Consider the following 25,316-nt stretch of genomic DNA (forward strand, 5'->3'; position numbering starts at 1 on the left):
ACTCTTATAACTAAATAAGTTTTATTAAATCTCACAATTTTTAATGGATTGTACAACTTTAAAATATGGACAAAAGAAGTCATTAAATCTTTTAATCTGCTTTATAAATATTACTAAATAAATTTAAACAACTTAACAATCAATCTATTAAGTTTATAAAAAACGTTGTTTTTACATGTATTATTAATACCGTGGCAAACTTATATAAAAAAACAATACAAATTTAAAAAAACATGTTATTATCTTGTAAAAACCAACTCATTATTTGATGATAAATTACTATCAAAGGCATAGCAATCACTATCAAAACCTTTCAAATCTGTTACATTTTCAATATTATTATCTACAATATATCTTACCATTAAACCTCTGGCTTTTTTAGCAAAAAAACTTATGACTTTTAATTTACCGTCTTTATAATCTTTAAATACAGGTGTAATTATTTCTGCCTTTAATAATTTTGGTTTAATTACCTTAAAATACTCATTACTTGCCAAATTTACAAGAACCTCTTTATCCGATAATTCGTTATTAATTGCTTGCGTAACTTTTGAGTCCCAAAACTGATATAAATTATCTTTAGTACCTATTTTTAATTTGGTTCCCATTTCTAAACGATAAGGCTGAATTAAATCTAAAGGTTTTAACAAACCGTACTGACCCGATAAAATTCTTAATTTTTGTTGCAATTGAAGTATTTTTTCTTCAGAAAGTGAGTAAGCATCTAACCCTGTATACACATCGCCACTAAAGGCAAAAATTGCTTGTTTTGCATTTTCTAAAGTAAAAGGCAATTGCCAATTTTGATTGCGTTGCCAGTTTAACTCACCTAAATTTGATGAAATATGCATCAATTCAGCTAATTTTTGTGGCGTTTGCTTTTTTAAAACACTGCTTATTTTTTCAGTTTCACTTAAAAATATGCCTTGAGTATATTGCAATGTTGGCACCGCTGTTTCAAAATCTAATGATTTGGCCGGAGAAATGACTATTTTCATAAACGATATTATTTTTTAAGAAAACTTCAACTTAATTTAATTCTTAAAATTCTTCTTTTTGATTTACGGTATAAGTTCTCCATTTTTCAATACAATCAACCATATCTTGTGGTATTTCAGAATTAAAACGTAAAAACTCTTTGGTAATTGGATGTTCAAATCCCAAGGTTTTAGCGTGCAAAGCTTGTCTTGGCAACACTTTAAAACAATTGTCTACAAACTGCTTATATTTGGTAAAAGTTGTTCCTTTTAAAGCTGTATCACCTCCATAACGTTCATCATTAAATAAAGTATGACCAATATGCTTAAAATGCGCTCTAATTTGGTGTGTTCTACCAGTTTCTAATTTACATTGCACCAAAGTAACATAACTAAAACGCTCTATAACTTTATAATGCGTTACTGCATGTTTCCCAAAATCGCCCTCAGGAAAAACACTCATTTGCAACCTATTTTTTAAACTTCTACCAATATTACCTTCAATTGTACCTTCATCTTCTTCAATATTTCCCCAAACAATTGCGTAATACAAACGCTCTGTTGTACGGTCGTAAAATTGCTTAGATAAATGCGCCATAGCAAATTCTGTTTTGGCAACAACCAACAATCCACTGGTATCTTTATCTATTCTATGTACCAAACCCGGGCGCTCATTTGAATTTGTTGGTAAATTTTCGATATGGTGAATTAAACCATTAACCAAAGTTCCGCTGTAATTTCCATGACCTGGATGAACGACCATTCCGGCTGGTTTATTAACAACAATTACCTGATCATCTTCAAACAAAATCTCTAAAGGAATATCTTCAGCAACCAATAAATTTTCGTGAGGTGGATGCGATAATACCACTCTAACAACATCATTTGGTTTTACTTTATAATTGGATTTTACAGCAACGTCATTTACCAATATATTACCTGCTTTTGCAGCTTGCTGAATTTTATTACGAGTTGCATTTTCAATAAAATTCATTAAAAATTTATCAACTCTTAAAGGTTCTTGACCTTGTTTAGCGATACAATTAAAATGCTCGTAAAATTCTTCTTGTTCTATTTCTATTTCTTCAACACTCATTATTCAATTTCTTCTGTTTCAATTACTTCAATATCATCACTTACACCTTCTTCTTTTTCAGCACCTTCTCCGTCACCTAGTTTTAACGTAATAACAGAATTTCTGGCAATTTTATCACCTGTATTAAAATCAACGCCGTTTATCAAAAGTCCTCTAACAACATCTTTTGCAATATCTGGAATGTAAACTTTTGCAGTATCAACCCTAAATCCAACAGCAATTAATTGCGAAGTAGCTTGTCTTTTTGTTTTTCCAAAAACCGAAGGAATCGCAACAACTTCGTAGCCCGATGGATTTAATGTTAAATATATTTTTCGGTCTGCTTTTACAAAACTTCCAGCTTCAGGACTTTGCTCTATCACAGATTGTGGTGGGAAATCTGGATTGTAACTTGCAGAATCTATCACAACAAAATTTAAATTTAAATCTTCCAGCAAATTTTCAACATCCATTAAACCTAATTTTTCTAAACTTGGCACCTCAATTTTTTGATCGTGATTGGTTGTAATATTTAACCATTTTACCACAGCAAAAGAAAAAACAATAAAAGCCACAAAGGCAATAATCAATTGTTTTACAAACGATTTAGATTTTAGAAACTGAAATAAACTCATCTTTAAATTATTATATTTTGCAAAGATACTTTTTTTGTATTGAATTGCGTAATGGTATAGTGGTTTAATGGTTGAATAGTTTAATGGTTGAAAGGTTAAAGGTTGAAAGGTTAAATAGTGTAAGACTTTGACTTTTAACTTTTACAAAAAAATAAAACTCCAAATTTAAAACTTTAAACTAAAAAAAGTAAGTTTGTACTAACAGAATAGATCAAAAAATGAAAAAAAATATTGCCATAATTATGGGTGGTTACTCTTCGGAATTCGAAATTTCATTGAAGAGTGGAAGTGTTGTATATCAGCACATTTCAAAAGAAATTTACAATACATACAAGGTTCATATCTTTAAAAACAAATGGGTATTGGTTGATGACTTTGATGTGGAATACCCAATTAACCGACACGATTTTTCTGCTGAAGTTAATGGCAAAAAAATAACTTTCGATTGTGTTTTTAACGCCATACACGGTACGCCCGGTGAAGACGGAACCATTTTAGCTTATTTTGACTTAATTGGTTTAAAACATACCTCTGCTCCTTTTTATCAAATGGCACTTACTTTTAACAAACGCGATTGTTTAAGTGTGGTAAAACAATATGGTATTAAAACTGCTACTTCATTTTTTTTAGATAAAGGCGATACTATTTTTGTTGAAGAAATTATAAAAAAAGTAGGTTTACCTTGTTTTGTAAAACCTAACAATGCGGGGTCTAGCTTTGGAATTTCTAAAGTGAAGAATTTAGAAGAAATGATGCCTGCTATTGAAAAAGCCTTTAAAGAAGACAAAGAAATTTTAATCGAAGCTTTTTTAGATGGTCCTGAAATTACCATTGGTGTATTTGAATTTGAAGGAAAAATAAAGGTTTTACCAATGACAGAAATTATAACAGAAAATGACTTTTTTGATTATGAAGCTAAATACTTAGGAAAATCTAAAGAAATAACGCCTGCCGAAATTTCGGATGAATTACACAAAAAATTAGAAATTGTAGCTACACAAGTTTACAAAATATTAAATATGAGTGGATTTTCAAGATCTGAATATATTATTGTAAAAGGTGAACCCTATTTTTTAGAAATGAATACCGTACCCGGCTTGACTTCTGCAAGTTTAATTCCTCAACAAGCTGCTGCTGCCGGAATTAGCTTACCAACACTTTTTCATAACGCTATTGAAATGGCCTTAAAAAAATAATTATGAGACGCGCAATTTTTCCTGGATCTTTTGACCCAATTACTTTAGGCCACGTAGATATTATCAACAGAGCTTTGCCTTTATTTGATGAAATTATTATTGCAATTGGTGTAAATTCTGATAAAAAATATATGTTTTCATTAGAAGAACGCATTCAGTTTATTAAAGAAAATTACAAAGGCGAACCTAAAATTAAAGTAGAAACTTATACTGGATTAACCACAGAATATTGCGAAAAAGTAAACGCCAATTTTATTTTAAGAGGCCTAAGAAATCCTGCCGATTTTGAATTTGAAAAAGCCATTGCCCAAACCAACAGAAAATTATCGGGTATTGAAACAATATTCTTGTTAACTTCAGCAAATACCGCTTTTATAAGTTCAAGTATTGTTCGTGATGTGCATAGACATGGTGGAGACATTTCTGGGTTTGTTCCAGAAAGTGTCACAAAAAAGTAATGAACTGAGGCTCGTCAAAAGTAAATTTAATGTCATATTGAGCCTGTCGAAATATATTGATATACTGTTAATCAGTCTAAACTTCGACAAGCTCAGTTTGACTAAACGGATTTTAATAACTTTTCTGCCATCCTCATCAAATTTCAAAAAAAAGCTTGGTAAATCACCAAGCTTTTCTTTTTATAACCAACTACCAATCTATTGGCATATAATCTTTTAAGAATTTTCCACACCAATGTTTTCCTGTATTGATACCGTCAAACAAAGGATCCATTACACGTGCAGCACCATCAACGATGTCTAAAGGTGGTTGAAAATCGTGAACTTCAACTTTTTTCTTCGACAATTCAACAGGGTCTTCATCGGTAACCCAACCAGTATCAACTGCATTCATATAAATACCATCTTTTGCAAAAGCTGATGCACTGGTATGTGTCATCATATTTAAAGCTGCCTTTGCCATATTGGTATGTGGATGACGGTCTTGCTTTTTAAAACGGTGAAACTTACCTTCCATAGCCGAAACATTGATAATATGTTTCATTCCTGTGTTTTCTTTCTTCATAATATTTGAAAGTCGGTTACACAATACAAACGGCGCCACAGAATTAACCAACTGAACTTCAATCATTTCAGTAGTTTCAATTTCACCCAATTTCAATCGCCAACTATTGGTTTTACGCAAATCAACTTGTTGTAAATCTGCATCTAATTCGCCTTCTGGAAAAACTTCACTTGCTTTTAAAGAATTATCAAAACTATAAGGAATTTGAGACAATTGAGCTGAAGCTCTTAAACCAATTCCTGGTTCTGGTCCGTGCCAAGTAACTGGTAAATTTTTATTTTGAGTAGCAATTGCATCAGCGCTCAACGACTTTAATTCTTGCAAACATTCAAAATGATCTGCCAAAACACTTTTAGCCGATTTAGGCAACAAATCTAAATTCATAGTTTCATTAGCCATTAAATGATGGTAAAATCCAGCAGGTCTTCTTACAGTTTGGGCTGCATTATTAATTAAAATATCCAGTCTACCATAATGTTGCTCTATATAATTACAAAAAATTTCAACACTTGGAATATGACGCAAATCGAGTCCGTGAATTTTTAAACGATGTCCCCATTTTGAAAAATCATCTTCCTGTGAAAAACGCAATGCAGAGTCTACAGGAAAACGCGTAGTTGCAATAACCGTTGCACCCGCGCGCAAACACATTAAAGTAATATGATAACCTATTTTTAAACGAGACCCTGTAATAATTGCAACTTGATCTGTTAAATCTGCTGTTTGAAAACGTTTGGCATAGTTAAAATCACCACATTCTGTACACATTGTATCGTAAAAATGATGCAATTTTGTGTAGACTTTTTTACACACATAACAATTTCTTGGAGACTCTAATTCTAGTTCCTGCTCTTGTTGTTTTGTAAGCGAAATTAATTTTGGAGCTACAAAAACAGCTGCTTCACGAGCACTTCTAATACCCGTTTCTTTACGCGCATGTCTGTCTTTGGCAATCATTTTTCGTTTGGCAGTTTTTTCAGCATCTTTCTTCCACTTTACAAATTCATCTTTATTTGGACGCGAAAGCAAACCTGCAGCCTTTAGTAAAGCAACTCTTTTTTCTTCTGAAAGTTCAAAAATTTGACCTCCATTGCCTACCAACTTTTCAAGCGTAGCAATACATTGATCTATTTGATCTTCTTCAACTTTGTTACTTTTATCAACACACATATTCACTAATTTAAAGCTGCAAATATACTTTATAATTTGTTTCAATTTTTAAATTGTTGAAATATGCATTTTAAGAACTTATTTCCGAATTATTTTTCAGAAAAAAACAACAATCAAACAATACATTTTAGTGCCTTAAAATAACAATAGGCTTTTAAAATAAAATATTGAATTTCAATATCCTACTCTAAAAGCCTACTTTTTAATGATAAAATAACTGCTTTTAACTACAAAATTCAATCATTTTATTTATGAATTTGCCTTCACAATATCAACTTCAATTTCTTCAACTTTAGAATCAGCTGTTTTTAAACCTTCTAATTGAGCTTTAACTTCTTCTTCATTTCCTGAAAAAACCTGCTCATCAATAACAGTTTCACCATTATTAGAAATTGTTGTAATTACAGTAGCTTGTACTGTACCATCGGTATTTTTAATCATTTCAACATTTACTTCTTTTGAAATTTGATCAGCAACCATTTCAGTTGGTACATTTTGGTTTACATAATCAGAAACAGCGTCAATATCCAAAGCGATACTAGGCGCAATAACCAAAGCTACAACCGACATTAATTTTAATAATATATTTAATGAAGGACCTGATGTATCTTTAAACGGATCTCCAACAGTATCACCAACAACAGAAGCTTTATGCGCTTCAGAGCCTTTTCTTCCTTGCTCTTCAATCATTTTTTTAGCATTGTCCCAAGCACCACCAGCATTTGATTGAAAAATAGCCATCAACACACCACAAGTAGTAACACCAGCCAATAGACCTCCTAACATTTCTGCACCACCTAAATAACCAACACCAACAGGAACTGCCAATGCCAATAAACCAGGTAAAACCATTTCTTTGATAGATGCTTCTGTTGAAATTTCAACACATTTTTCATATTCAGCATAGCCATCAGCCTCATCAAAAATAGCTCTTTCTTCAGGAGTTGCTTTTGACATATCTGAATTGTATTTTCTCATAATTTCTAAAGCAGCGTGTAATTGAGGAATGTCTCTAAACTGACGACGAACTTCTTCAATCATAGCCATTGCAGCCCTTCCAACAGCTTTCATAGACAAGGCTGAAAAAACAAATGGCAACATACCACCTACTAACAAACCAGCCATAATATCTGGTCTAGAAACGTCGATTGCTTTTACATTTGCAGTTTTCATAAAAGCTGAAAACAATGCCAAAGCAGTTAAAGCCGCTGAAGCTATGGCAAAACCTTTACCAATAGCAGCAGTAGTATTACCAACAGCATCTAATTTATCTGTACGCTCACGAACCTCTTTTGGCAACTCAGCCATTTCAGCAATACCACCAGCATTGTCTGAAATTGGACCGTAAGCATCTACTGCCAATTGAATACCTGTATTTGCAAGCATACCTACCGCAGCAATTGCGATACCATATAAACCAGCAAAATGATGAGAAACCATAATAGCAGCTGCAATTAAAATAATTGGCATAGCTGTAGACATCATTCCAACACCTAAACCAGCAATGATATTTGTTGCAGAACCCGTTTCTGATTGTTTAACAATAGACAACACAGGAATTGTACCAGTACCTGTATAAAATTCGGTTACTTTACCTACACAAAAACCAGCAACTAAACCAGCAAGTGTAGCCCAAAATGCACCTAAAGCGGTATAAGTTACACCTTCTGAAATCCATTGCTCAGGTAATAACCCTGAAGAAGTAATGATAAAATAAGATGCAATTACCATTAATATACCCGAACCAAACTCACCTAAATTTAAGGCTTTATGAGGACTTTCTTCATTTTTAACTCTTACAAAAAATGTTCCAACAATTGATACAATAATACCAACCGCAGCTAAAACCAATGGCAAATAAACAGCACCCAATCCGCCAAAATCTGGTGTTATTATAAATGCACCCAATACCATTGTACCTATAATAGAACCAACATACGATTCAAATAAATCGGCTCCCATACCTGCAACATCACCAACGTTGTCTCCAACATTGTCTGCAATTGTTGCTGGATTTAAAGGATGATCTTCAGGAATACCTGCCTCAACTTTACCCACTAAATCTGCACCAACATCGGCAGCTTTGGTATAAATACCACCACCAACACGCGCAAATAAAGCAATTGATGAAGCACCTAATGAAAACCCAGAAAGTACATTTAATACCATAGGAATATTTTCAGCACCTGGCCATACTATTTGATAAAGCATAAACAAACCGCTTAAACCTAGCACACCTAAACCTACAACACCCATTCCCATTACAGATCCACCTGCAAAAGCAACTTCTAACGCTTTTCCTAATGAAGTTCTGGCAGCTTGGGTAGTTCTAACGTTTGCCTTAGTTGCGGCACGCATTCCTATAAACCCTGCCAATGCTGAACAAATAGCACCTACAATAAACGAAACTGCAACCATTCCGTTAGAGCCCACTTCACTTGAACCCTTGAAATACAATAAAATAGCTACAGCAACTACGAAAATTGCTAATATTTTGTATTCTGCTTTTAAAAATGACATAGCACCATCTGCGATGTGCTTAGCAATTTTTGACATTTTTTCATTCCCACTGTCTTGCTTTGTAACCCATGTGTTTTTTAAGAACACAAATACAAGCGCTAATATGCCAAACAGTGGCAAATAATTCACGATTAATTCCATACTTCTAATGATAAATTTTAATTGATTAATAATTTTTGGTGCGCTAATGTAATAAAATACAATCGATAAAAAAAGCCATCTTGATATGTATCAAGATGGCTTAAGTGTATTTAGATTTATTCTAATTTAGATTGTGAAAGTTCTTTTCTTTTTATGTTCACTATTATCATAGCGCTCAACACATTCTTTATAAATTTGTATTGCTTCTTCAGCATTTCCCCAACCACCTACATCAACTTTTTTATCTTCTAAATCTTTATAAACTTGAAAAAAGTGTTCAATTTCCTTCAATCTATGCGGATTTAAATCGCTAATATCTAATCTATTACTCCAAATAGGATCTGATACTGGCACACAAATAATTTTCTCATCTGGTCCTTTTTCATCTGTCATATGGAAAACACCAATAGGTCTAACTTCCATAACAACCATTGGAAAAGTTGGCTCTGTACCTAAAACAAGTACGTCAAGTGGATCTTTATCTAATGCCAAGGTTTCAGGAACAAAACCATAATCACCAGGGTACATCATAGATGAAAACAACATTCTATCGAAACGGATTTTATGCAATGCAAAATCATATTCATATTTATTTCTACTTCCCTTTGGTATTTCAATTAACACATCAAATGTGATTCCTTTGTCGTTATTTGCTTTAGCAGTCATTCTTTAGTTATTTTAATAATTTTTTCAAAAATACAAAATTCAGAATGGAATTAACAAAATTTTAGAAATAGATACCTACAGTACCTTTAACTCCAAAATTGTTTGCACCTTTAACATCTCTGTAATTTCCTCTCCAGTTAAAATCAATTCTTAAAACTTTAAAAATATTTCCAACGCCAACACTGTATTCAAAATAAGCTTTTGTAGGTGCAATGTATGGGATATTTGAAGCACTTAAGGCAATGTTTTCGTCAGAAATTGAACCCCAAACTGCTTTTATACCAACCAATTCTCTCCAATTTAATTTTCTAAACAATGGCAATCTTGAAAAAAAGCGACCATTAAAATTATGATCAACATGAACAGAAGCATAAGTATCTGTGATAAATTCGTAATAATCTAACAATGAAAAAGTTCTTTCAACAGAAGCATAACTTTGGTTTCCTGGTACAACACTTAACAAACCTAAAGGTACTTCTCCAAAAATTTTCCCAGCTTCAAAAGTCGTAAACATTCGTCCAAAACCACCTATTAAAAAAGGTTGTCTATAGTAAAATTGAACTTTTTGATAATCAAAATCACTGTTAAACACCCCTTTTAAACCTTGTGAAAAACTCAAAAACAAAGTGCTATAAGAACTTGAAACTATGTTACGTTCAACACCCCAACCTATTGTTTTACGCTTTGGAGTATAATTTATTGAAAAATCTATTTCAGATTGAACTGTTTTATAATCTGCAATATTGTTTTCTTTATCAACCCACCAATCTAAATTAAATGTTGTTGGCGAAGCTGATTTTAAAGTTCGGTATGAAGTACCTAATCTAAAATTTAAATTTGTAATAGGCTCAACCGACAAAAATAAATTGGTTAAATTAATAGATGTTAACTTGCTATTGTCTCCACTTGCAAATATTGCCGAAGAGGCAAAACTTCGACCTAAAATATCATTTGTAGTGGTTAAACTTACCCCAATTTGCTCTACATCTCTTCGGTTACCGCCACCAATTGTAAACCTACTTTTTGGTTCTATCATCCATTTACCCGAAGCGCCGTATTTTAACTGATTGTCTTTAAAACCATAAGCAAAATAAGTTTGCAAACGCCATTTATCATTTGGGCTAAAATAAGTTCTACCACCAACTCTTAATCTAAAACCTTCAACATCATTTTGTCCAAAAGTTGAGTATATTGGACCATAATCAAAATTTTTAAATTCTACATATCCCGAGCCAAGAATAGACATTAAATCGTACATACGTCTAAACTTTGGCACTGTTTTTAAGGTATCTATCATTTTATAGATTCCTTGCTCATTTTCGGTTAGTTTTTCCTGACGGTTTTTATTCCAAAAATCAGCGCCTTTATTGTAGATTGCCTCATCATAGGCATCTACTTTTTCTTTATAAAACTTATCTGTTTTTAAATCGTCAAAAACATAATCCTGATACATCGTTGTTCGCTTACCATATATACCTTTTGATTTGTCTTTTTTTCCGAAACTAAAATCAGACATCATAAAATCTCGTTTCAACAAAAAAACAGTATCATTTAAAACATTGTATTCTTGCTCAATATAAATATCTTTTACCCAGTTGATATTTGCGCTTCTGTTGGCTTGCATGTTAATTTCTTTCACAGCAAACGTAGAATCATTCACCCAAAAATCACCTTTAAAAGTCAATTCACCTTTTCTACGCGGATAATATAAAATATTGTAACACCATTTATTATCAACAAAAGCACTGTCGGCTAATATATAATTATAAGATAAGGTTCCTGCTCTCGATATTGGACTTACAAAACTTTTGTCGAAAATTTTAATATAACTGCTATAAATATCATATTCTACATACAAATCTTTGATAAAAGCAATGATATTTTGGTTGGTACTAAAACCCGAATTGATATTGGCTACAATATCTTCTCTAACCCTATTTTTGGTATTATCGCCATAGGTTTGATAAACAGATTCGTTGATAAAAATGGGTAAAAAGGCCTTTCCTGTAACATGTGAAGTATCAATTCCTTCAAAAATAAATTCAATATTATCAAAAAGCTTGCTGTTAATTACCGTACTATCTACATTATTTATGTCGAACTCTAGTTTTTCGTACTTTTCAAACTGATATTGATCAAATAAATAGATACCATTTTGACGTTTTTTTTCCCAAACTTTTTCTAAAATTGCAATAGCTGGATTTCCCTTTTTCTTGACCTTACCAGCATAAATAAAAACTTCTTTTAACTGCGAAGCTGCTTCTTTTAAATTGATGGTTAAATTAAAATCTCTGCTTTTTATTGGCATTATTTTGGTTTCATACCCTATAAAAGAGATTTCAATTTCCGAATAATATTTATCGGCTTCTAAATAAAATTTTCCATTTTCATCAGAAACTGTTCCTATGTTAGAACCTTTAAAAAGAATATTAGCAAATGGAATAGATTCATTTTTTTCATCTTTAACCACTCCACTAATTTTAACCTGAGCAAAAGCTACCGTAAAAACAAACAGAAAGAGTAAAGTTAAATATGTATTCTTTTTAATCATTATTTATGAATATTATATGTACAAAAAATTCCTTTTAAGTTAAACTCAAAAGGAATTTACAAGGTAAAAAATTACACTTAATTATTTATATAAAACGTCTTTTACCGCTTTAATTACATCGTTAAAATTAGGCAACCACTCATCCATTAATACTGGAGAATAAGCTGCAGGTGCATCAGCAGTAGTTATTCTTCTAACTGGAGCATCTAAATAATCGAAAATATTTTCTTGTACTTGGAATGTGATTTCAGAAGAAATACTAGCAAATGGCCAAGCTTCTTCTAAAATAACCAAACGATTTGTTTTTTTAACAGAATTAAAGATTGCTTCAAAATCCATTGGTCTAATGGTACGCATATCTATAATTTCACAAGAAATACCTTCTTTTTCTAAAACATCAGCTGCTTTGTAAGCTTCTTTAATAATTTTACCAAAAGAAACGATTGTTACATCAGTACCTTCTCTTTTAATGTCTGCAACCCCAATAGGAATTAAATATTCTCCTTCTGGAACTTCCATTTTATCACCATACATTTGTTCAGACTCCATAAAAATAACAGGATCGTTATCTCTAATTGCAGCTTTTAACAAACCTTTTGCATCATATGGGTTAGATGGTACAATTACTTTTAAACCTGGAGTGTTAGCAAACCAGTTTTCAAAAGCCTGAGAGTGTGTTGCACCTAACTGACCTGCAGAACCTGTTGGCCCTCTAAAAACAATAGGACAGTTAATTTGCCCACCAGACATTTGTCTAATTTTAGCAGCATTGTTAATAATTTGATCAATACCTACTAAAGCAAAGTTAAAAGTCATAAACTCAACAATTGGTCTATTACCATTCATTGCAGCACCTACTGAAATTCCAGCAAAACCTAACTCAGCAATTGGAGAATCTATTACGCGTTTAGCACCAAACTCATCTAACATTCCTTTTGAGGCTTTGTAAGCACCATTGTATTCAGCAACTTCTTCTCCTATTAAGAAAATAGACTCATCACGACGCATTTCTTCGCTCATTGCTTCACAAATTGCTTCTCTAAATTGTATTGTTTTCATTATCTCTATTTATTTTTAGAAATGCAAAAATAAGCATTTCTATATTTACTATCAAAAAAATAATGATTTATAAAAAATTACTATGCACGCATAGCAATTTTAAAAAAAAGTAGTATATTCGTAAAAATGTAATGTTTTTACCATTAATTTTACAGTTTAAAATCCAAAATATATCAATATGAAAATATTAGTTTGCATTAGCCATGTACCCGATACAACATCAAAAATAAATTTCACAGAAAACGATACAAAATTTGATCCAAACGGCGTACAATTTATCATAAATCCATACGATGAATTTGCATTAACACGTGCAATGTGGTTTAAAGAAAAACAAGGCGCAACTATTACTGTAGCAAACGTTGGAAACCCTTCAACCGAAGCAACTTTACGCAAAGCTTTGGCTATTGGAGCCGATGATGCTATAAGAGTTAACGCTGAAGCAACTGATAGTTTTACGGTTGCTAAAGAATTGGCTGAAATTGTAAAAAATGAAAATTTTGATTTGGTGCTATGTGGTAAAGAATCTATTGATTATAACGGTGGAATGGTACCTGGAATGCTCGCAACTTTTTTAGATTTTAACTTTGTAAACGCCTGTATTGGTTTAGAGATTGATGAAAACAAGGCTACTGCTACGCGTGAAATTGATGGTGGTAAAGAAATTATAAACTGCAATTTACCTTTGGTTATTGCTGGTCAAAAAGGTTTGGTTGAAGAAAAAGATTTACGCATTCCAAATATGCGTGGTATTATGATGGCTCGTCAAAAAAAATTAACAATTATTGAACCAACACAAACTGAGGTTGCAACAGCAACAACTTCATTTGAAAAACCAGCTGCTAAATCTGCTTGTAAAATAATAGATAATGTTGATGAATTGATAAATTTATTACACAACGAAGCCAAAGTAATATAATTTTTGTTGAAGGGTTTAAATGTAGAAAAGTTTAAAAGTATTAATTTACTTAAAACCAATAAAACAATTAAAACCTTCAACCATTAAACAATATAAACAATTTAAACAATAAAAATATATGTCAGTTTTAGTTTTTGCCGAAACATCAGAAGGGAAATATAAAAAAACAGCGCTTGAAGCAACTTCATACGGAAAAAATGTTGCAGCACAATTAGGGGAGCCTTTGGTTGTGTTAACTATAAATGCAACTGACCCGTCTGCACTGTTTAATTATGGAGCCGAAAAAGTATTGAGTATTGCAAACGACAGTTTAAAAAGTTTTAACGCTAAAGTTGTTGCCAACATTATTAGACAAGCAGCTGAAAAAGAAAATGCTCAGGTTGTAATTATAGATTCAAATGCAAATGGTTTGTATATTGCTCCAATGGTTGCAGTAAATTTAAATGCTGGTTTAGCTAGTAATGTGATTGCATTGCCAAGTTCAGTCTCGCCTTTTACTGTAAAAAGAAAAGCATTTTCGAACAAAGCATTTAACAATTGTATTATAAATACACCTATAAAAGTGATTGGTTTGTCTAAAAATTCCTATGGAATTATTGAAAATCCAGTAACAGGAACTATTGAATCTTTTTCTCCAACTCTAATTGAAAGCGATTTAACTTCAGAAAAAATGGAACAAACAGCCGGAAAAATAACAATTGCTGATGCAGATATTGTTGTTTCGGGTGGAAGAGGTTTAAAAGGACCAGAAAACTGGGGAATGATTGAAGAACTTGCCAGTATATTAGGCGCTGCAACTGCTTGCTCAAAGCCAGTTTCAGACTTAGGATGGAGGCCTCATAGTGAGCACGTTGGACAAACAGGTAAGCCTGTAGCTTCAAATCTTTACATTGCCATAGGTATTTCTGGAGCCATTCAACATTTGGCAGGTGTAAATTCTTCAAAAGTAAAAGTCGTTATAAATACAGACCCCGAAGCACCATTTTTTAAAGCTGCAGATTATGGCATTGTTGGTGATGCATTTGAAGTTATACCTAAATTAATTGAAAAGTTGAAAGAATTTAAAGCAAATAACGCATAATTTTACTAAATTGTGCCTCTTTAAAAGGCTATCTAATTATAGGAAAAGTCCTTTGATTAGATAGCCATTTTTTTTAATTTTATTTTATGAGTTTAGTACGCCTAAATATTAAAGGAATCTCCTACAGTCAAACCCAAAGTGGTGCATATGCCCTGCTTTTAACTGAAGTTAACGGTTCAAGAAATTTACCAATTGTAATTGGCGCTTTTGAAGCACAGTCTATTGCAATTGCGTTAGAAAAAGAAATAAAACCACCAAGACCACTAACGCACGATTTGTTTAAAAGTTTTGCAGATAGGTTTCAAATAATTATCAAACAAGTTATTATTCATAAATTGGTAGACGGTGTGTTTTATTCCAGTTTAATTTGTGAGCGCGACAATATTGAAGAAATAATTGACACCAGAACATCTGATGCCATTGCACTTGCCACAAGATTTAATGCGCCAATTTTTACTTATGAAAACATTTTAGATAAGGCTGGCATTTATTTAAAAACCCAAGAGGAATTTCCTACTTCAAATGAAGAAATGGAAGTTGATGAAATTATTGAAGAACAACCAAAAGCTCAGGCTTCGTCTCCGTTCTCAAAAGATTCGTTAAAACAATTGAATGAAAAATTAGAAAAAGCTGTTTTAGATGAAGATTATGAATTGGCTGCAAAAATAAGAGACGAAATAAATAAACGTACTTCATAAATTCACAAAAAATGTTCAAAAAAATAAGTTTATTTGCCCTATTCTTTTTTAGTGCTTTATTTATCAATGCTCAAGAAACAATTCAACAACCAATTATAGAAAGTCAAGGTATTTCTACCAACTCAATATTAAGGGGTGTTTTAGGAATGTTTTCTTTATTGCTCATTTCCTATGTATTAAGTAGCAATCGCAAAGCAATTAATTGGAAAACAGTAGGAGCTGGTTTATCGGCACAACTAATTATTGGAATTGGTGTTTTAAAAATTGCTTTTGTACAAGCTATTTTTGAATATGTTGGCGGAATATTTACCAATATTTTAGATTATACAGCTGCTGGAAGCATCTTTTTATTTGGAGGTTTAATGAATGCTGAATCATTTGGTTTTATATTTGTTTTCCAAATTTTACCAACTATCATCTTCTTTTCTGCATTAACTTCCTTGTTGTTTTATTTAGGAGTTATTCAAGTTATTGTAAAAGTAATGGCAATTATGCTGACAAAACTTTTAAAAATTTCAGGTGCTGAAAGTTTATCGGTTGCAGGAAATATTTTTTTAGGACAAACAGAAGCTCCGTTAATGATTAAAGCTTATTTGGAACGTATGAATCGTTCTGAAATATTACTGGTTATGATTGGTGGAATGGCAACCGTAGCGGGTGGTGTATTGGCCGCTTATATTGGTTTTTTAGGTGGAAGTGATCCTGCATTGCGATTGCAATTTGCAAAGCATTTATTAGCAGCATCAGTAATGGCAGCGCCAGGAGCAATTGTAGTTTCTAAAATGTTGTACCCGCAAACTGAGGAAATTAATATGGATGTTGAAGTCTCTCAAGATAAAATAGGTTCTAATATTTTAGATGCAATAGCAAATGGTACTACTGAAGGTTTAAAATTAGCCGCCAATGTTGCTGCAATGTTACTTGTTTTTGTAGCATTGATAGCTATGTTAAACGGTATTTTAGGTTGGGTTGGAGATATTACAAACTTAAATAATTGGATATCTGCAAATACTGCCTACCAACAATTCTCAATAGAAGCTATATTAGGAACCATTTTTTCACCATTAATGTGGTTAATTGGCGTGGCAACTGAAGATATTATGTTAATGGGACAATTGCTAGGTATTAAATTAGCAGCGAGTGAATTTGTAGGATACATTCAATTGGCAGAACTTAAAAATGTTGCCAACGTTTCACATTTAACTTATCAAAAATCCATTATAATGGCAACCTATATGCTTTATGGGTTTGCCAATTTTGCATCTATTGGTATTCAAATTGGTGGTATTGGATCCTTAGCACCTGGACAAAGAAAAACATTGTCTGAATTCGGAATAAAAGCCTTAATTGGTGGCTCAATTGCTTCTTTATTATCAGCAACAATTGCCGGAATGATTATTGGGTAATAAGTCCCCCTAACCCCTGAAGGGGGAATTAGAATTGCTTTTAAACTTTTAAAATTAAAATTAATGAAACAATATTTAGACTTAATAAAACACGTAAGCGAAAACGGTATTTTAAAAGAAGACAGAACTGGAACTGGAACAAAAAGTGTTTTTGGTTATCAAATGCGTTTTGATTTAAGTGAAGGTTTTCCAATGTTAACAACCAAAAAATTACATTTAAAATCAATTATTTACGAGTTACTTTGGTTTTTAAAAGGCGAAACAAATATTGCATATTTAAAAGAAAATGGCGTAAAAATATGGGATGCCTGGGCTGATGAAAATGGTGATTTGGGACCTGTGTACGGACATCAATGGCGCAATTGGAACAGCGAAGGAATTGATCAAATTACAGAAGTTATTGAAACTATAAAAACCAATCCAGACAGCCGAAGAATGATTGTTACTGCTTGGAATCCAAGTGTTTTACCCGATACATCTGTCTCTTTTTCAGAAAATGTAGCAAACGGCAAAGCCGCTTTACCTCCTTGCCACGCTTTCTTTCAATTTTATGTAACAGACGGAAAATTATCTTGTCAGCTTTACCAACGTAGTGCCGATATATTTTTAGGAGTACCTTTTAACATTGCCTCTTATGCGCTGCTAACATTAATGATAGCACAGGTTTGTGATTTAAAACCAGGTGATTTTGTTCATACTTTTGGCGATGCACATATTTACAGCAATCACAGTGAACAAATTGCATTACAACTTTCACGAGAGCCAAAAGAACTGCCACAAATGGAAATTAATCCAACTGTAAAAAATATCTTTGATTTTAAATTTGAAGACTTTAACTTAGTGGGTTACAATCCTCACCCTCATATTAAAGGTGCAGTTTCTATTTAAAAAAAACAGGGTAACAAATTAAAAACTAAAAAAATGCAAGATCAAGTTTTAAAAGAAAAAATTATTGAAAGAATCAACAAAATAGAAGATGAAAATATTTTAAAATCTATTGAGTTTTTTTTCAATACATCAGATGATGAAATCGCTAAATTTTTAACAATAGCCATAGAACAATACAAAAATACCGAAGAAAACGAAACCAGAGATTATACAGATTACATTAAAGAATGGGTTAAAAGTATGTAACACCAATTTGCTATGAAAAAACTTTTTACACTATTTTTTTGTTGTGTTGCATTTTTCGGATATGCACAGACAACCATTCAAAAAAATGACACATTAAGAAAATCTATTTGGGAAAAATACACAGATCCAAGTTTAGACAACTTTTTTTCCAATCATTTTAAGCAATATCTTTCACAAGAATTAATTTTAACTGCAGATTTATCTAAAAGAAAAAAAGTAATTAGTGTATCATTTAATTTGGATAAAAAAAATAACATTATTGATGTTAGTACAAATTCAGAAAATGAAATATTGAACAATGCAATTATCAATGCATTTAAACTTATTTCATTAGACGAATTAAAGATACCTGTAAAGTCAGAATTACATAATTATTCACTTCAAATTATTACAAAAGAAAACGATATTCCAATAATAAAGTGTAGTTCTCTAGTACTTTACACATTAAACCCTGTAATTAATAGTTGTAAAAAAAATAATACATACAAATCATCTCAAAAATGTATAAACACAACAATAGCGACATATATTACAAATAATTTTGATATTAATATTGTTAAAAAATCAGGTGAGACGGGAACTATTAAAATTTTTGCAATATTTGAAATAAATAAAGACACTAAAAAAATAGATAACATGAAAGTTAAGGCTCCAAATGAGGTTATCGAATTTGAAACAAAAAGAGTGTTGTATTATTTTCCTGAAGTTGACGAACCTGGATATATGATGGGAGATAAAGTTAGTATGAAATATTCACTTCCAATTAAAATGGTAGTTAAATAAATTTAAAAAATATTTTATGGACAATCAGTTTGAATTATTCGAATACGCTCGTAAGCGTCAAAAACAAAAAAAAAGATTGTACACACACTTTATTCTTTTTTTAATTGGATCGGTTTTTTTAATAATAATAAATAAAGTTTTAAATGTTGGCGAACAATTTGACTGGTTTGTATGGGCAATTATAGCTTGGTTATTTTTACTCTGCGTACATTTTGTAAATGTTTTTATAACTCATAAGTTTATGGGGAAGGATTGGGAGCGCAAGCAAATTGAAAAATTGGTTGTAAAACAAGAATTAAAAATCAAAGAATTAGCTAAAAAAGTTGAAAAAGAAACGCAACTTAAAATAGAGGATAATATAAATATTGAATCGGATCTAAACCAATCAGAAACTTCAATATAAAAAATAAAAGTAGAATGATTACTATAATAGCCGCAATCTCAACAAATAACGCATTAGGAAAAGACAACCAATTAATTTGGCATTTACCTGCTGATTTAAAGCGATTTAAAAAAGTTACTTTAGGGCACCATATTATTATGGGACGTAAAACCTTTGAATCTTTAGGAAAACCTTTACCTAATAGAACCACCATTATAATTACACGAAATAAAAACTACACACAAAGTGGTTGCATTGTTGTAAACTCATTAAATGAAGCAATTGAAGCAGCAAAAGCAGATACCAATCCCTATATTTTAGGTGGTGCTGAAATATACAAACAAGCTATGTCAATTGCAGATAAATTAGACTTAACCTTAGTACACCAAACCTTTGATGCTGATGCTTTTTTTCCTAAGATAGATTTTAATTTATGGGAAGAATCATCGAGAGAAGATTTTAAATCTGATGATTTAAACAAGTACCCATTTAGCTTTGTAACCTATACAAAAAAGAAAGAGGCCTTAAAATAAGACCTCTTCACAAACCAAACTTAATTTAATAAATGAAATTATTCATTATCAATTTTAATAATTTCGCTATAAACTCTATTTCCACTTCTTACAAATAATCGGTAAGAACCTGCTTCTAATTGTTTAATATTCAGATTTTTTTGCAATTTTCCAGGACCAACAATTGTTTCAGTGTACAATAAATTATCATTATCATCTAAAAATGCAATTGTTAGCGACTCATTATTTAATGCAAATTTTGAAATATGTATTACACCTTTTTCTTGTGAAATTGTTGGTTTATAATAAATTGTTTCCAATTCAATATTGTAAGTCACATTGTTATCTGTAACTTCAAAAGGAATCATTTTAATTTTTGATTTACCTTCAATTTCAAAATAATAATGACCCGTTGGTAATATTTTTAAATCGTACTTTTTAGCAAAATTAGACCCTTTAAATTTTTCTGAATGTAAAGTCTCTCCATGAATATCTTTAACTCTTACCTGGATTTCTCCATCTTTATTTTCAAGTTTTAAATCAATCAATTTCGAATTTACTACAGTAAATTTAACACTGTTATCTTTTCCTGCCGCCGTAGCAATCATTGCTGTAAAAAGCATTGCAACTACTAATCCTTTCTTTACTAAATTTTTCATAATTATAGATTTTTAATGTTAGTATGATGCAAATGTATGCTGTATTTAGGCCTTAAAATACATCTGAATTTTCAAATTTATATCTTATTTTAACATAAATTGTGTTAAAATATAGTTAAAGGTTAATTTAGAACATATACTTGTGAAATTTAAACAGAATACATGAATTAATTCTTGTTACTTTTGTATAATAAAGAAAAAAAATCATGAGAAATACGAAACCTACATTTGAAAAAATTGTTCCAGAATTTGGTGAATCATTTCTTATAAAGCAGCATAAAGATCTAGCAGATAGCAGATTACCATTTTGGCATTTTCATCCAGAGTTGGAGTTGGTTTATGTTAATAAAGGAAAAGGAAAAAGACATATTGGTAGTCATCTATCTTATTTTAACAATAGTCAGTTAATACTTATAGGTGCAAGTCTTCCCCACAGTGGATTTACAGATAGATTTACCGCAAACGGAAAAGAAACAATTATACAATTTAAACAAGACTTTTTAGGAGAACTCTTTTTTAATATTCCTGAAATGAAAAAAGTCAAAAATTTATTTGAAAAGGCTAAAAAAGGAATTTTATTTAACATTGAAACTAAAACAACTGTTGGACCAAAAATTGAAGATTTAATCAATTACCAAGGAATTGATCGAATATTAAAATTTATTGAGATTTTAAAAGAATTGGCAATGGCTCCTAATTACACCTTGTTAAATGTAGATGGATTTGCTTTTGAAGTTGAACCACAAGACAACAATAAAATTGATATTATTTTTGGATTTGTTCGTAAAAACTTTACCCAACAAATTACATTAGATGAAATTTCTGAAAAGGTAAGTATGACTGTACCAGCGTTTTGCCGATACTTTAAAAAAGTAACTGGAAAAACATTTACCCAGTTTGTAAACGAGTTTAGAATTGTACACGCTACAAAATTACTTGCTGAAAATCCTACAAGTATTACAGATATTTGTTTTGAAAGTGGATTTAACAACTTTTCTCATTTCAACAAGCTTTTCAAAAAGTTTACAGGTAAAAGTCCGTTGAAGTATAGAAATGAGATGAAACAACTATTGGGAGAAAAATAGACAAAAAAAAATGAGATCTAAAAAAGATCTCATTTCCAAACTTAATTAATATATAATAACCGCTTATTATGTATTTATATGTAAACCAAACATAGGGCAAATTTAGGTTAGATTTACATATTAATTATCTCCAAATTTGCCTAATTTATATTCAATTTTAACCCTAATTATTTTGATGTTAAAATAGCATACAACTAAGTTAATTTGCCATATTATGAATATAAATTTGTACATTTAATTTTAGTATTCTTTATTCTTATTCAAACTATGAATTCTAAAAAAGCGAACTATTTATTATTATTGATTTTTGTATTAGTTAACAACTTGTTATTTGCACAAAAAACAGGCACAATAGAAGTTATTGTAAACGGTATTAAAAATACCGATGGTCAAATAATGATTAGCATTAACAAAGGACCTGAAGGATGGCCTGAAAGTAATTTTTTAGAACAACGTTTTATTCCAAATTTTACAGCTCCAACATTTTTAATTGTTTTTAAAGATCTTCCTTATGGAAATTATGCCATTGGACTATTACATGATGAAGATAAAAATGGAGAAATAACCAAAAATTTTATTGGTATGCCTAAAGAAGGCTTTGCTTTTTCAAGAAATTACAATGTGGTTTTTAGAGCTCCTAAATACAACGAAGCTAATTTTGAATTAGACAGTCCTAAAAAAACAATTACAATCAATATACAGGATTAAGACAGCACTTCGTAACCTTTAAGCGCAATCAAATCAGCCAGTTCTTCATTTACTTGTGCTAAAAATTCTTTACTATATTTATAATCTTTTAATTTGTGATTAATACCTGCAACATATTCATTTACATTTTTTTCAATCCTAATATAATCGTCGTTTAACAAGTTTTTGTAAATATTTTTAATTTCTTTATCTGGTTTACTTACCAAATTAGCATAGGTAATTTCAATTAAATTATTTGCAGGTATAAGTTGCTTATCGCTTTCATATTTCAATATCAAATTTTTATATACCCATAAAATATCCTTTACCAAAGTTTCTTCATCAATATCCTGTAATTGAGTTGCAGGTAAAATACTTTTATAAAAAGCAATTGTTGAACGTATTACTTCATAAGGATTTCTATGAATATAGATAAATTTTGCGTTTGGATACAAATCCAACAATTGTGGAATTCGGGCAGTATGTGGCGGATTTTTAGAAATAAATCTAATTCCATTGGTATTTATTAAACAGCGAAAAACAAAACGTTTAAAATTAATTTTCCAGTTTTCAACATCATTTTTACTAGCTGTAGTATCAAACAAATATTGATTGGCAATATCTCTTGTTTTTTTAGGAAAATACCACCAATTATAAAAACTAAACGGAATCTCGTTATTTAATGCAAATTCTTCCTCTTGCGGATAATCAACATTTAATTTTACATTGTCAACAGGACGCTTGTCTGGCATTAAAGATTTCATCACATATTTAAACAACCATTGAAATGAAAAAAGGTTATTTGGAAAAATAGTTTGATAGGTAGTTGGATACCCTGTTTCCGGATCTGAGCACATTAAATTGTGCAGTAAAGTTGTACCACTTCTCCAGTGACCAACAATAAAAACCGGATCTTTTAAATTTTTAGGTTTGGTCTTTAAACCATATACAAGTCTATCAAAAACACCAAGAAAAGAAGAAATTACGCTAACAAAACCCGTTAATAACCATTTGGTTTTATATTTTTTTTCAACACCATATTTTTTTGAAACAAATCTAAAAACTCCAAATCGAGCACCAGCTAACGTAGTTATTTTAAAAGCAAATTGTTTATCTTCTTCAGTCTTTTTCATAAAACAAAATCAACACATTAACTTAATTAATTTCAACCAAAAAAGGCAAACGGGCTTGAATTCCGGTAATTTGAGAAAATTGTTTAAGGTTTTGGTATAACTTATAATTAGCCTCTCCAAATTCTTTTATCATCATTTCTTCTTTTGATGAAGCAAAAGGAAAACCATCAAATCGTTCTTCAAAATCTATTTTATAACTTGGATAATTGCGCACTTTATAATCGGTAATTCCAGCCAAACCAGCAGCTTCAATTACAGCAGTTCTCAAACCACCAAGCTCATCAACCAAACCAACTTCTTTGGCTTCTACACCACTCCAAACACGTCCCTGAGCAATTTTATCAACTTCATCAAAAGTCATATTTCTTCCTTCAGCAACATGTTTCACAAAAGTTGTATAAACAAATTCTACACCTTCTTGTGTTACGGTTTTAAACTCGTTGGTCATTGGTTCAAACAAACTATAACTGGCACTTTTGTTTGTATTTACCTGTTCTGCATTAATACCAATATTTTCGGCTAGCGTGCTGATATTTGGCAACACACCAAAAACACCAATAGAACCAGTAATTGTGGTAGGTTCAGCAATAATTTTATTGGCATTACAAGCAATATAATAACCACCAGATGCAGCCATATCTCCCATTGAAACAACAATAGGAAGTTCTTTTTTTGCCAATTCAATTTCTCTCCAAATCAATTCAGAAGCCAAAGCACTTCCACCAGGAGAATTTATCCTTAACACAATGGCTTTTGTACTGCTCAATTTTACAGCTTCACGAATGGCTTTTATTATTAATTCAGGTCCAATATATTCTTCATCACCTTTGCCATAAATAATTTCTCCTTGGGCATAAATCACAGCAATTTTATCTGAACCCGATTCAATTACCCTTCCTTTTCCTGTTGAAATATAATCTTTTAAAGTAATGCTATTTATTTTATCCTCATTTGAAATACCCAAAAGATGCTTCAACTTAGCTTCATACTCATCCCAATAAAGGGCGCCATCAACCAATTTATTTTCAACAGCCAATACAGCATTTCTACCTAACAAACCGTCGGCAATATGATTCAATTCATCAACAGAAATATTTCTACTTTCAGAAATATCATTCAACATTTCGCCCCAAATAGATTTTAAAAATGATGAAATTTGTTCCCTATTGTTCTCACTCATTTCATTTTCTAAAAAAGGTTCTACGGCACTTTTGTACTTACCGTGACGAATTACTTCCATTTTTACACCTGTTTTTTCCTGTAGGTTTTTAAAAAAAAGTACTTCAGAAGACAAACCTTTAAAAGCCAGTTCTCCAACAGGATTTATAAAAACAGAATCGGCTACAGAAGCCAAATAATAACCCTTTTGGTCGTAAACATCGGCATAAGCATTAACAAATTTTCCAGTTTCTTTAAATTCAGCCAACTTATTTCTAATTTCTTTGGTTTGAGAAATCCCAGCATTTATATTGAGCGAATTGATGCTAATACCTTTAATATTATCGTCATATTTTGCATTTTCAATAGCATTGATAATTTCATTTAAACCCATTTTTTTATTATTGGTTCCAAAAATCTCATCAAATGGATCATCACTTTTAGGCGCATAATCTTTTACAGTTTTATCTAATTTAATTTCTAAAACAGTGTTTTCTTTTACTACAATTTCTTCATCTTCGCTCATGGCAAATACAACCACAATAAGTAAAAATAAAATAAGGCCTAATGTTATAAAAGTTCCAATAATGGATGCTAATAAGTTTCTCAAAAAATTCATAAATTCAATACAATTTTAGTGCAAATGTTTATAAGTTGAACCACAAA

Annotated in this window: 24 protein-coding genes; 13 read left to right on the forward strand and 11 right to left on the reverse strand. The window is 31.1% G+C overall.

Annotated elements, in window-relative coordinates; all coding sequences use genetic code 11:
• Window positions 1-239: 239 nt before the first annotated feature.
• The 3 genes from yaaA to EC396_RS06000 are packed head-to-tail and all read right to left on the reverse strand — an operon-like array spanning window position 240 to window position 2,687.
• Window positions 240-998: a peroxide stress protein YaaA gene (gene yaaA, locus EC396_RS05990; protein WP_129365799.1), complete on the reverse strand. Its 759-nt coding sequence runs from the start codon at window positions 996-998 to the stop codon at window positions 240-242.
• Between the two features lie 43 nt (window positions 999-1,041).
• Entirely contained in the window at window positions 1,042-2,073 is a 1,032-nt protein-coding gene (locus tag EC396_RS05995; RefSeq protein WP_129365800.1) for an RluA family pseudouridine synthase, read from the reverse strand.
• Window positions 2,073-2,687 (reverse strand): PASTA domain-containing protein, encoded by a 615-nt coding sequence (locus EC396_RS06000; RefSeq protein ID WP_129365801.1) that lies wholly within the window; start codon window positions 2,685-2,687, stop codon window positions 2,073-2,075. The genes EC396_RS05995 and EC396_RS06000 overlap by 1 nt, the downstream gene beginning before the upstream one ends.
• Before the next feature lie 218 nt (window positions 2,688-2,905).
• Here EC396_RS06000 and EC396_RS06005 point away from each other — a divergent pair, with 218 nt between their 5' ends.
• The gene (locus tag EC396_RS06005) at window positions 2,906-3,883 is read left to right on the forward strand and encodes a D-alanine--D-alanine ligase (RefSeq protein WP_129365802.1); all 978 of its coding nucleotides are present in this window, start codon (window positions 2,906-2,908) and stop codon (window positions 3,881-3,883) included.
• A gap of 2 nt (window positions 3,884-3,885) precedes the next feature.
• Entirely contained in the window at window positions 3,886-4,341 is a 456-nt protein-coding gene (coaD, locus tag EC396_RS06010; protein WP_129365803.1) for a pantetheine-phosphate adenylyltransferase, read from the forward strand.
• A 190-nt stretch (window positions 4,342-4,531) separates the two neighbouring features.
• Here the strand turns inward: coaD and EC396_RS06015 are convergent, their stop codons facing one another.
• The 5 genes from EC396_RS06015 to EC396_RS06035 all read right to left on the reverse strand — a co-directional run bounded on the left by EC396_RS06015 (window position 4,532) and on the right by EC396_RS06035 (window position 13,013).
• Window positions 4,532-6,076 (reverse strand): SDR family NAD(P)-dependent oxidoreductase, encoded by a 1,545-nt coding sequence (locus tag EC396_RS06015; protein WP_129365804.1) that lies wholly within the window; start codon window positions 6,074-6,076, stop codon window positions 4,532-4,534.
• A gap of 249 nt (window positions 6,077-6,325) precedes the next feature.
• A complete protein-coding gene (locus EC396_RS06020) occupies window positions 6,326-8,737 on the reverse strand; it encodes a sodium-translocating pyrophosphatase (protein WP_129365805.1) in 2,412 nt (803 codons plus the stop codon).
• Between the two features lie 126 nt (window positions 8,738-8,863).
• Entirely contained in the window at window positions 8,864-9,403 is a 540-nt protein-coding gene (locus EC396_RS06025) for an inorganic diphosphatase (protein ID WP_129365806.1), read from the reverse strand.
• Window positions 9,404-9,464: 61 nt separating this feature from the next.
• Complete coding sequence (locus EC396_RS06030) at window positions 9,465-11,954, reverse strand: DUF5686 family protein (protein ID WP_129365807.1); 2,490 nt, start codon at window positions 11,952-11,954, stop codon at window positions 9,465-9,467.
• Between the two features lie 81 nt (window positions 11,955-12,035).
• Complete coding sequence (locus EC396_RS06035; RefSeq protein WP_129365808.1) at window positions 12,036-13,013, reverse strand: pyruvate dehydrogenase complex E1 component subunit beta; 978 nt, start codon at window positions 13,011-13,013, stop codon at window positions 12,036-12,038.
• A gap of 178 nt (window positions 13,014-13,191) precedes the next feature.
• On the opposite strand from EC396_RS06035, the gene EC396_RS06040 reads away from it, so the two are divergent.
• The 9 genes from EC396_RS06040 to EC396_RS06080 all read left to right on the forward strand — a co-directional run bounded on the left by EC396_RS06040 (window position 13,192) and on the right by EC396_RS06080 (window position 19,949).
• Window positions 13,192-13,932 (forward strand): electron transfer flavoprotein subunit beta/FixA family protein, encoded by a 741-nt coding sequence (locus tag EC396_RS06040; RefSeq protein ID WP_129365809.1) that lies wholly within the window; start codon window positions 13,192-13,194, stop codon window positions 13,930-13,932.
• A gap of 118 nt (window positions 13,933-14,050) precedes the next feature.
• A complete protein-coding gene (locus EC396_RS06045) occupies window positions 14,051-15,013 on the forward strand; it encodes an electron transfer flavoprotein subunit alpha/FixB family protein (protein WP_129365810.1) in 963 nt (320 codons plus the stop codon).
• 86 nt (window positions 15,014-15,099) lie between these two features.
• Window positions 15,100-15,711: a bifunctional nuclease family protein gene (locus EC396_RS06050; RefSeq protein ID WP_129365811.1), complete on the forward strand. Its 612-nt coding sequence runs from the start codon at window positions 15,100-15,102 to the stop codon at window positions 15,709-15,711.
• 11 nt (window positions 15,712-15,722) lie between these two features.
• A complete protein-coding gene (locus EC396_RS06055) occupies window positions 15,723-17,117 on the forward strand; it encodes a NupC/NupG family nucleoside CNT transporter (protein WP_129365812.1) in 1,395 nt (464 codons plus the stop codon).
• Between the two features lie 63 nt (window positions 17,118-17,180).
• Window positions 17,181-18,005, forward strand: coding sequence for a thymidylate synthase (locus EC396_RS06060; protein ID WP_129365813.1), 825 nt, complete (start codon window positions 17,181-17,183; stop codon window positions 18,003-18,005).
• A gap of 33 nt (window positions 18,006-18,038) precedes the next feature.
• A complete protein-coding gene (locus EC396_RS06065) occupies window positions 18,039-18,251 on the forward strand; it encodes a hypothetical protein (RefSeq protein ID WP_129365814.1) in 213 nt (70 codons plus the stop codon).
• Window positions 18,252-18,263: 12 nt separating this feature from the next.
• Window positions 18,264-19,034 (forward strand): hypothetical protein, encoded by a 771-nt coding sequence (locus EC396_RS06070; RefSeq protein ID WP_129365815.1) that lies wholly within the window; start codon window positions 18,264-18,266, stop codon window positions 19,032-19,034.
• 16 nt (window positions 19,035-19,050) lie between these two features.
• Window positions 19,051-19,437, forward strand: coding sequence for a 2TM domain-containing protein (locus EC396_RS06075; protein ID WP_129365816.1), 387 nt, complete (start codon window positions 19,051-19,053; stop codon window positions 19,435-19,437).
• Between the two features lie 14 nt (window positions 19,438-19,451).
• Window positions 19,452-19,949: a dihydrofolate reductase gene (locus EC396_RS06080; RefSeq protein WP_129365817.1), complete on the forward strand. Its 498-nt coding sequence runs from the start codon at window positions 19,452-19,454 to the stop codon at window positions 19,947-19,949.
• Between the two features lie 38 nt (window positions 19,950-19,987).
• On the opposite strand, the gene EC396_RS06085 is transcribed toward EC396_RS06080, so the two are convergent.
• Window positions 19,988-20,587 (reverse strand): hypothetical protein, encoded by a 600-nt coding sequence (locus tag EC396_RS06085; protein ID WP_129365818.1) that lies wholly within the window; start codon window positions 20,585-20,587, stop codon window positions 19,988-19,990.
• A gap of 206 nt (window positions 20,588-20,793) precedes the next feature.
• Here EC396_RS06085 and EC396_RS06090 point away from each other — a divergent pair, with 206 nt between their 5' ends.
• The gene (locus EC396_RS06090; protein WP_129365819.1) at window positions 20,794-21,672 is read left to right on the forward strand and encodes an AraC family transcriptional regulator; all 879 of its coding nucleotides are present in this window, start codon (window positions 20,794-20,796) and stop codon (window positions 21,670-21,672) included.
• Between the two features lie 267 nt (window positions 21,673-21,939).
• The gene (locus EC396_RS06095) at window positions 21,940-22,380 is read left to right on the forward strand and encodes a DUF2141 domain-containing protein (protein WP_129365820.1); all 441 of its coding nucleotides are present in this window, start codon (window positions 21,940-21,942) and stop codon (window positions 22,378-22,380) included.
• Here the strand turns inward: EC396_RS06095 and EC396_RS06100 are convergent.
• Both EC396_RS06100 and sppA read right to left on the reverse strand, forming a co-directional pair.
• A complete protein-coding gene (locus tag EC396_RS06100; RefSeq protein WP_129365821.1) occupies window positions 22,377-23,492 on the reverse strand; it encodes a sulfotransferase in 1,116 nt (371 codons plus the stop codon). The genes EC396_RS06095 and EC396_RS06100 overlap by 4 nt on opposite strands.
• A 22-nt stretch (window positions 23,493-23,514) precedes the next feature.
• Window positions 23,515-25,269 (reverse strand): signal peptide peptidase SppA, encoded by a 1,755-nt coding sequence (sppA, locus tag EC396_RS06105; protein WP_129365822.1) that lies wholly within the window; start codon window positions 25,267-25,269, stop codon window positions 23,515-23,517.
• Window positions 25,270-25,316: the final 47 nt, after the last annotated feature.

This window comes from Lutibacter sp. HS1-25 (assembly GCF_004121075.1).
GTDB lineage: Bacteria > Bacteroidota > Bacteroidia > Flavobacteriales > Flavobacteriaceae > Lutibacter.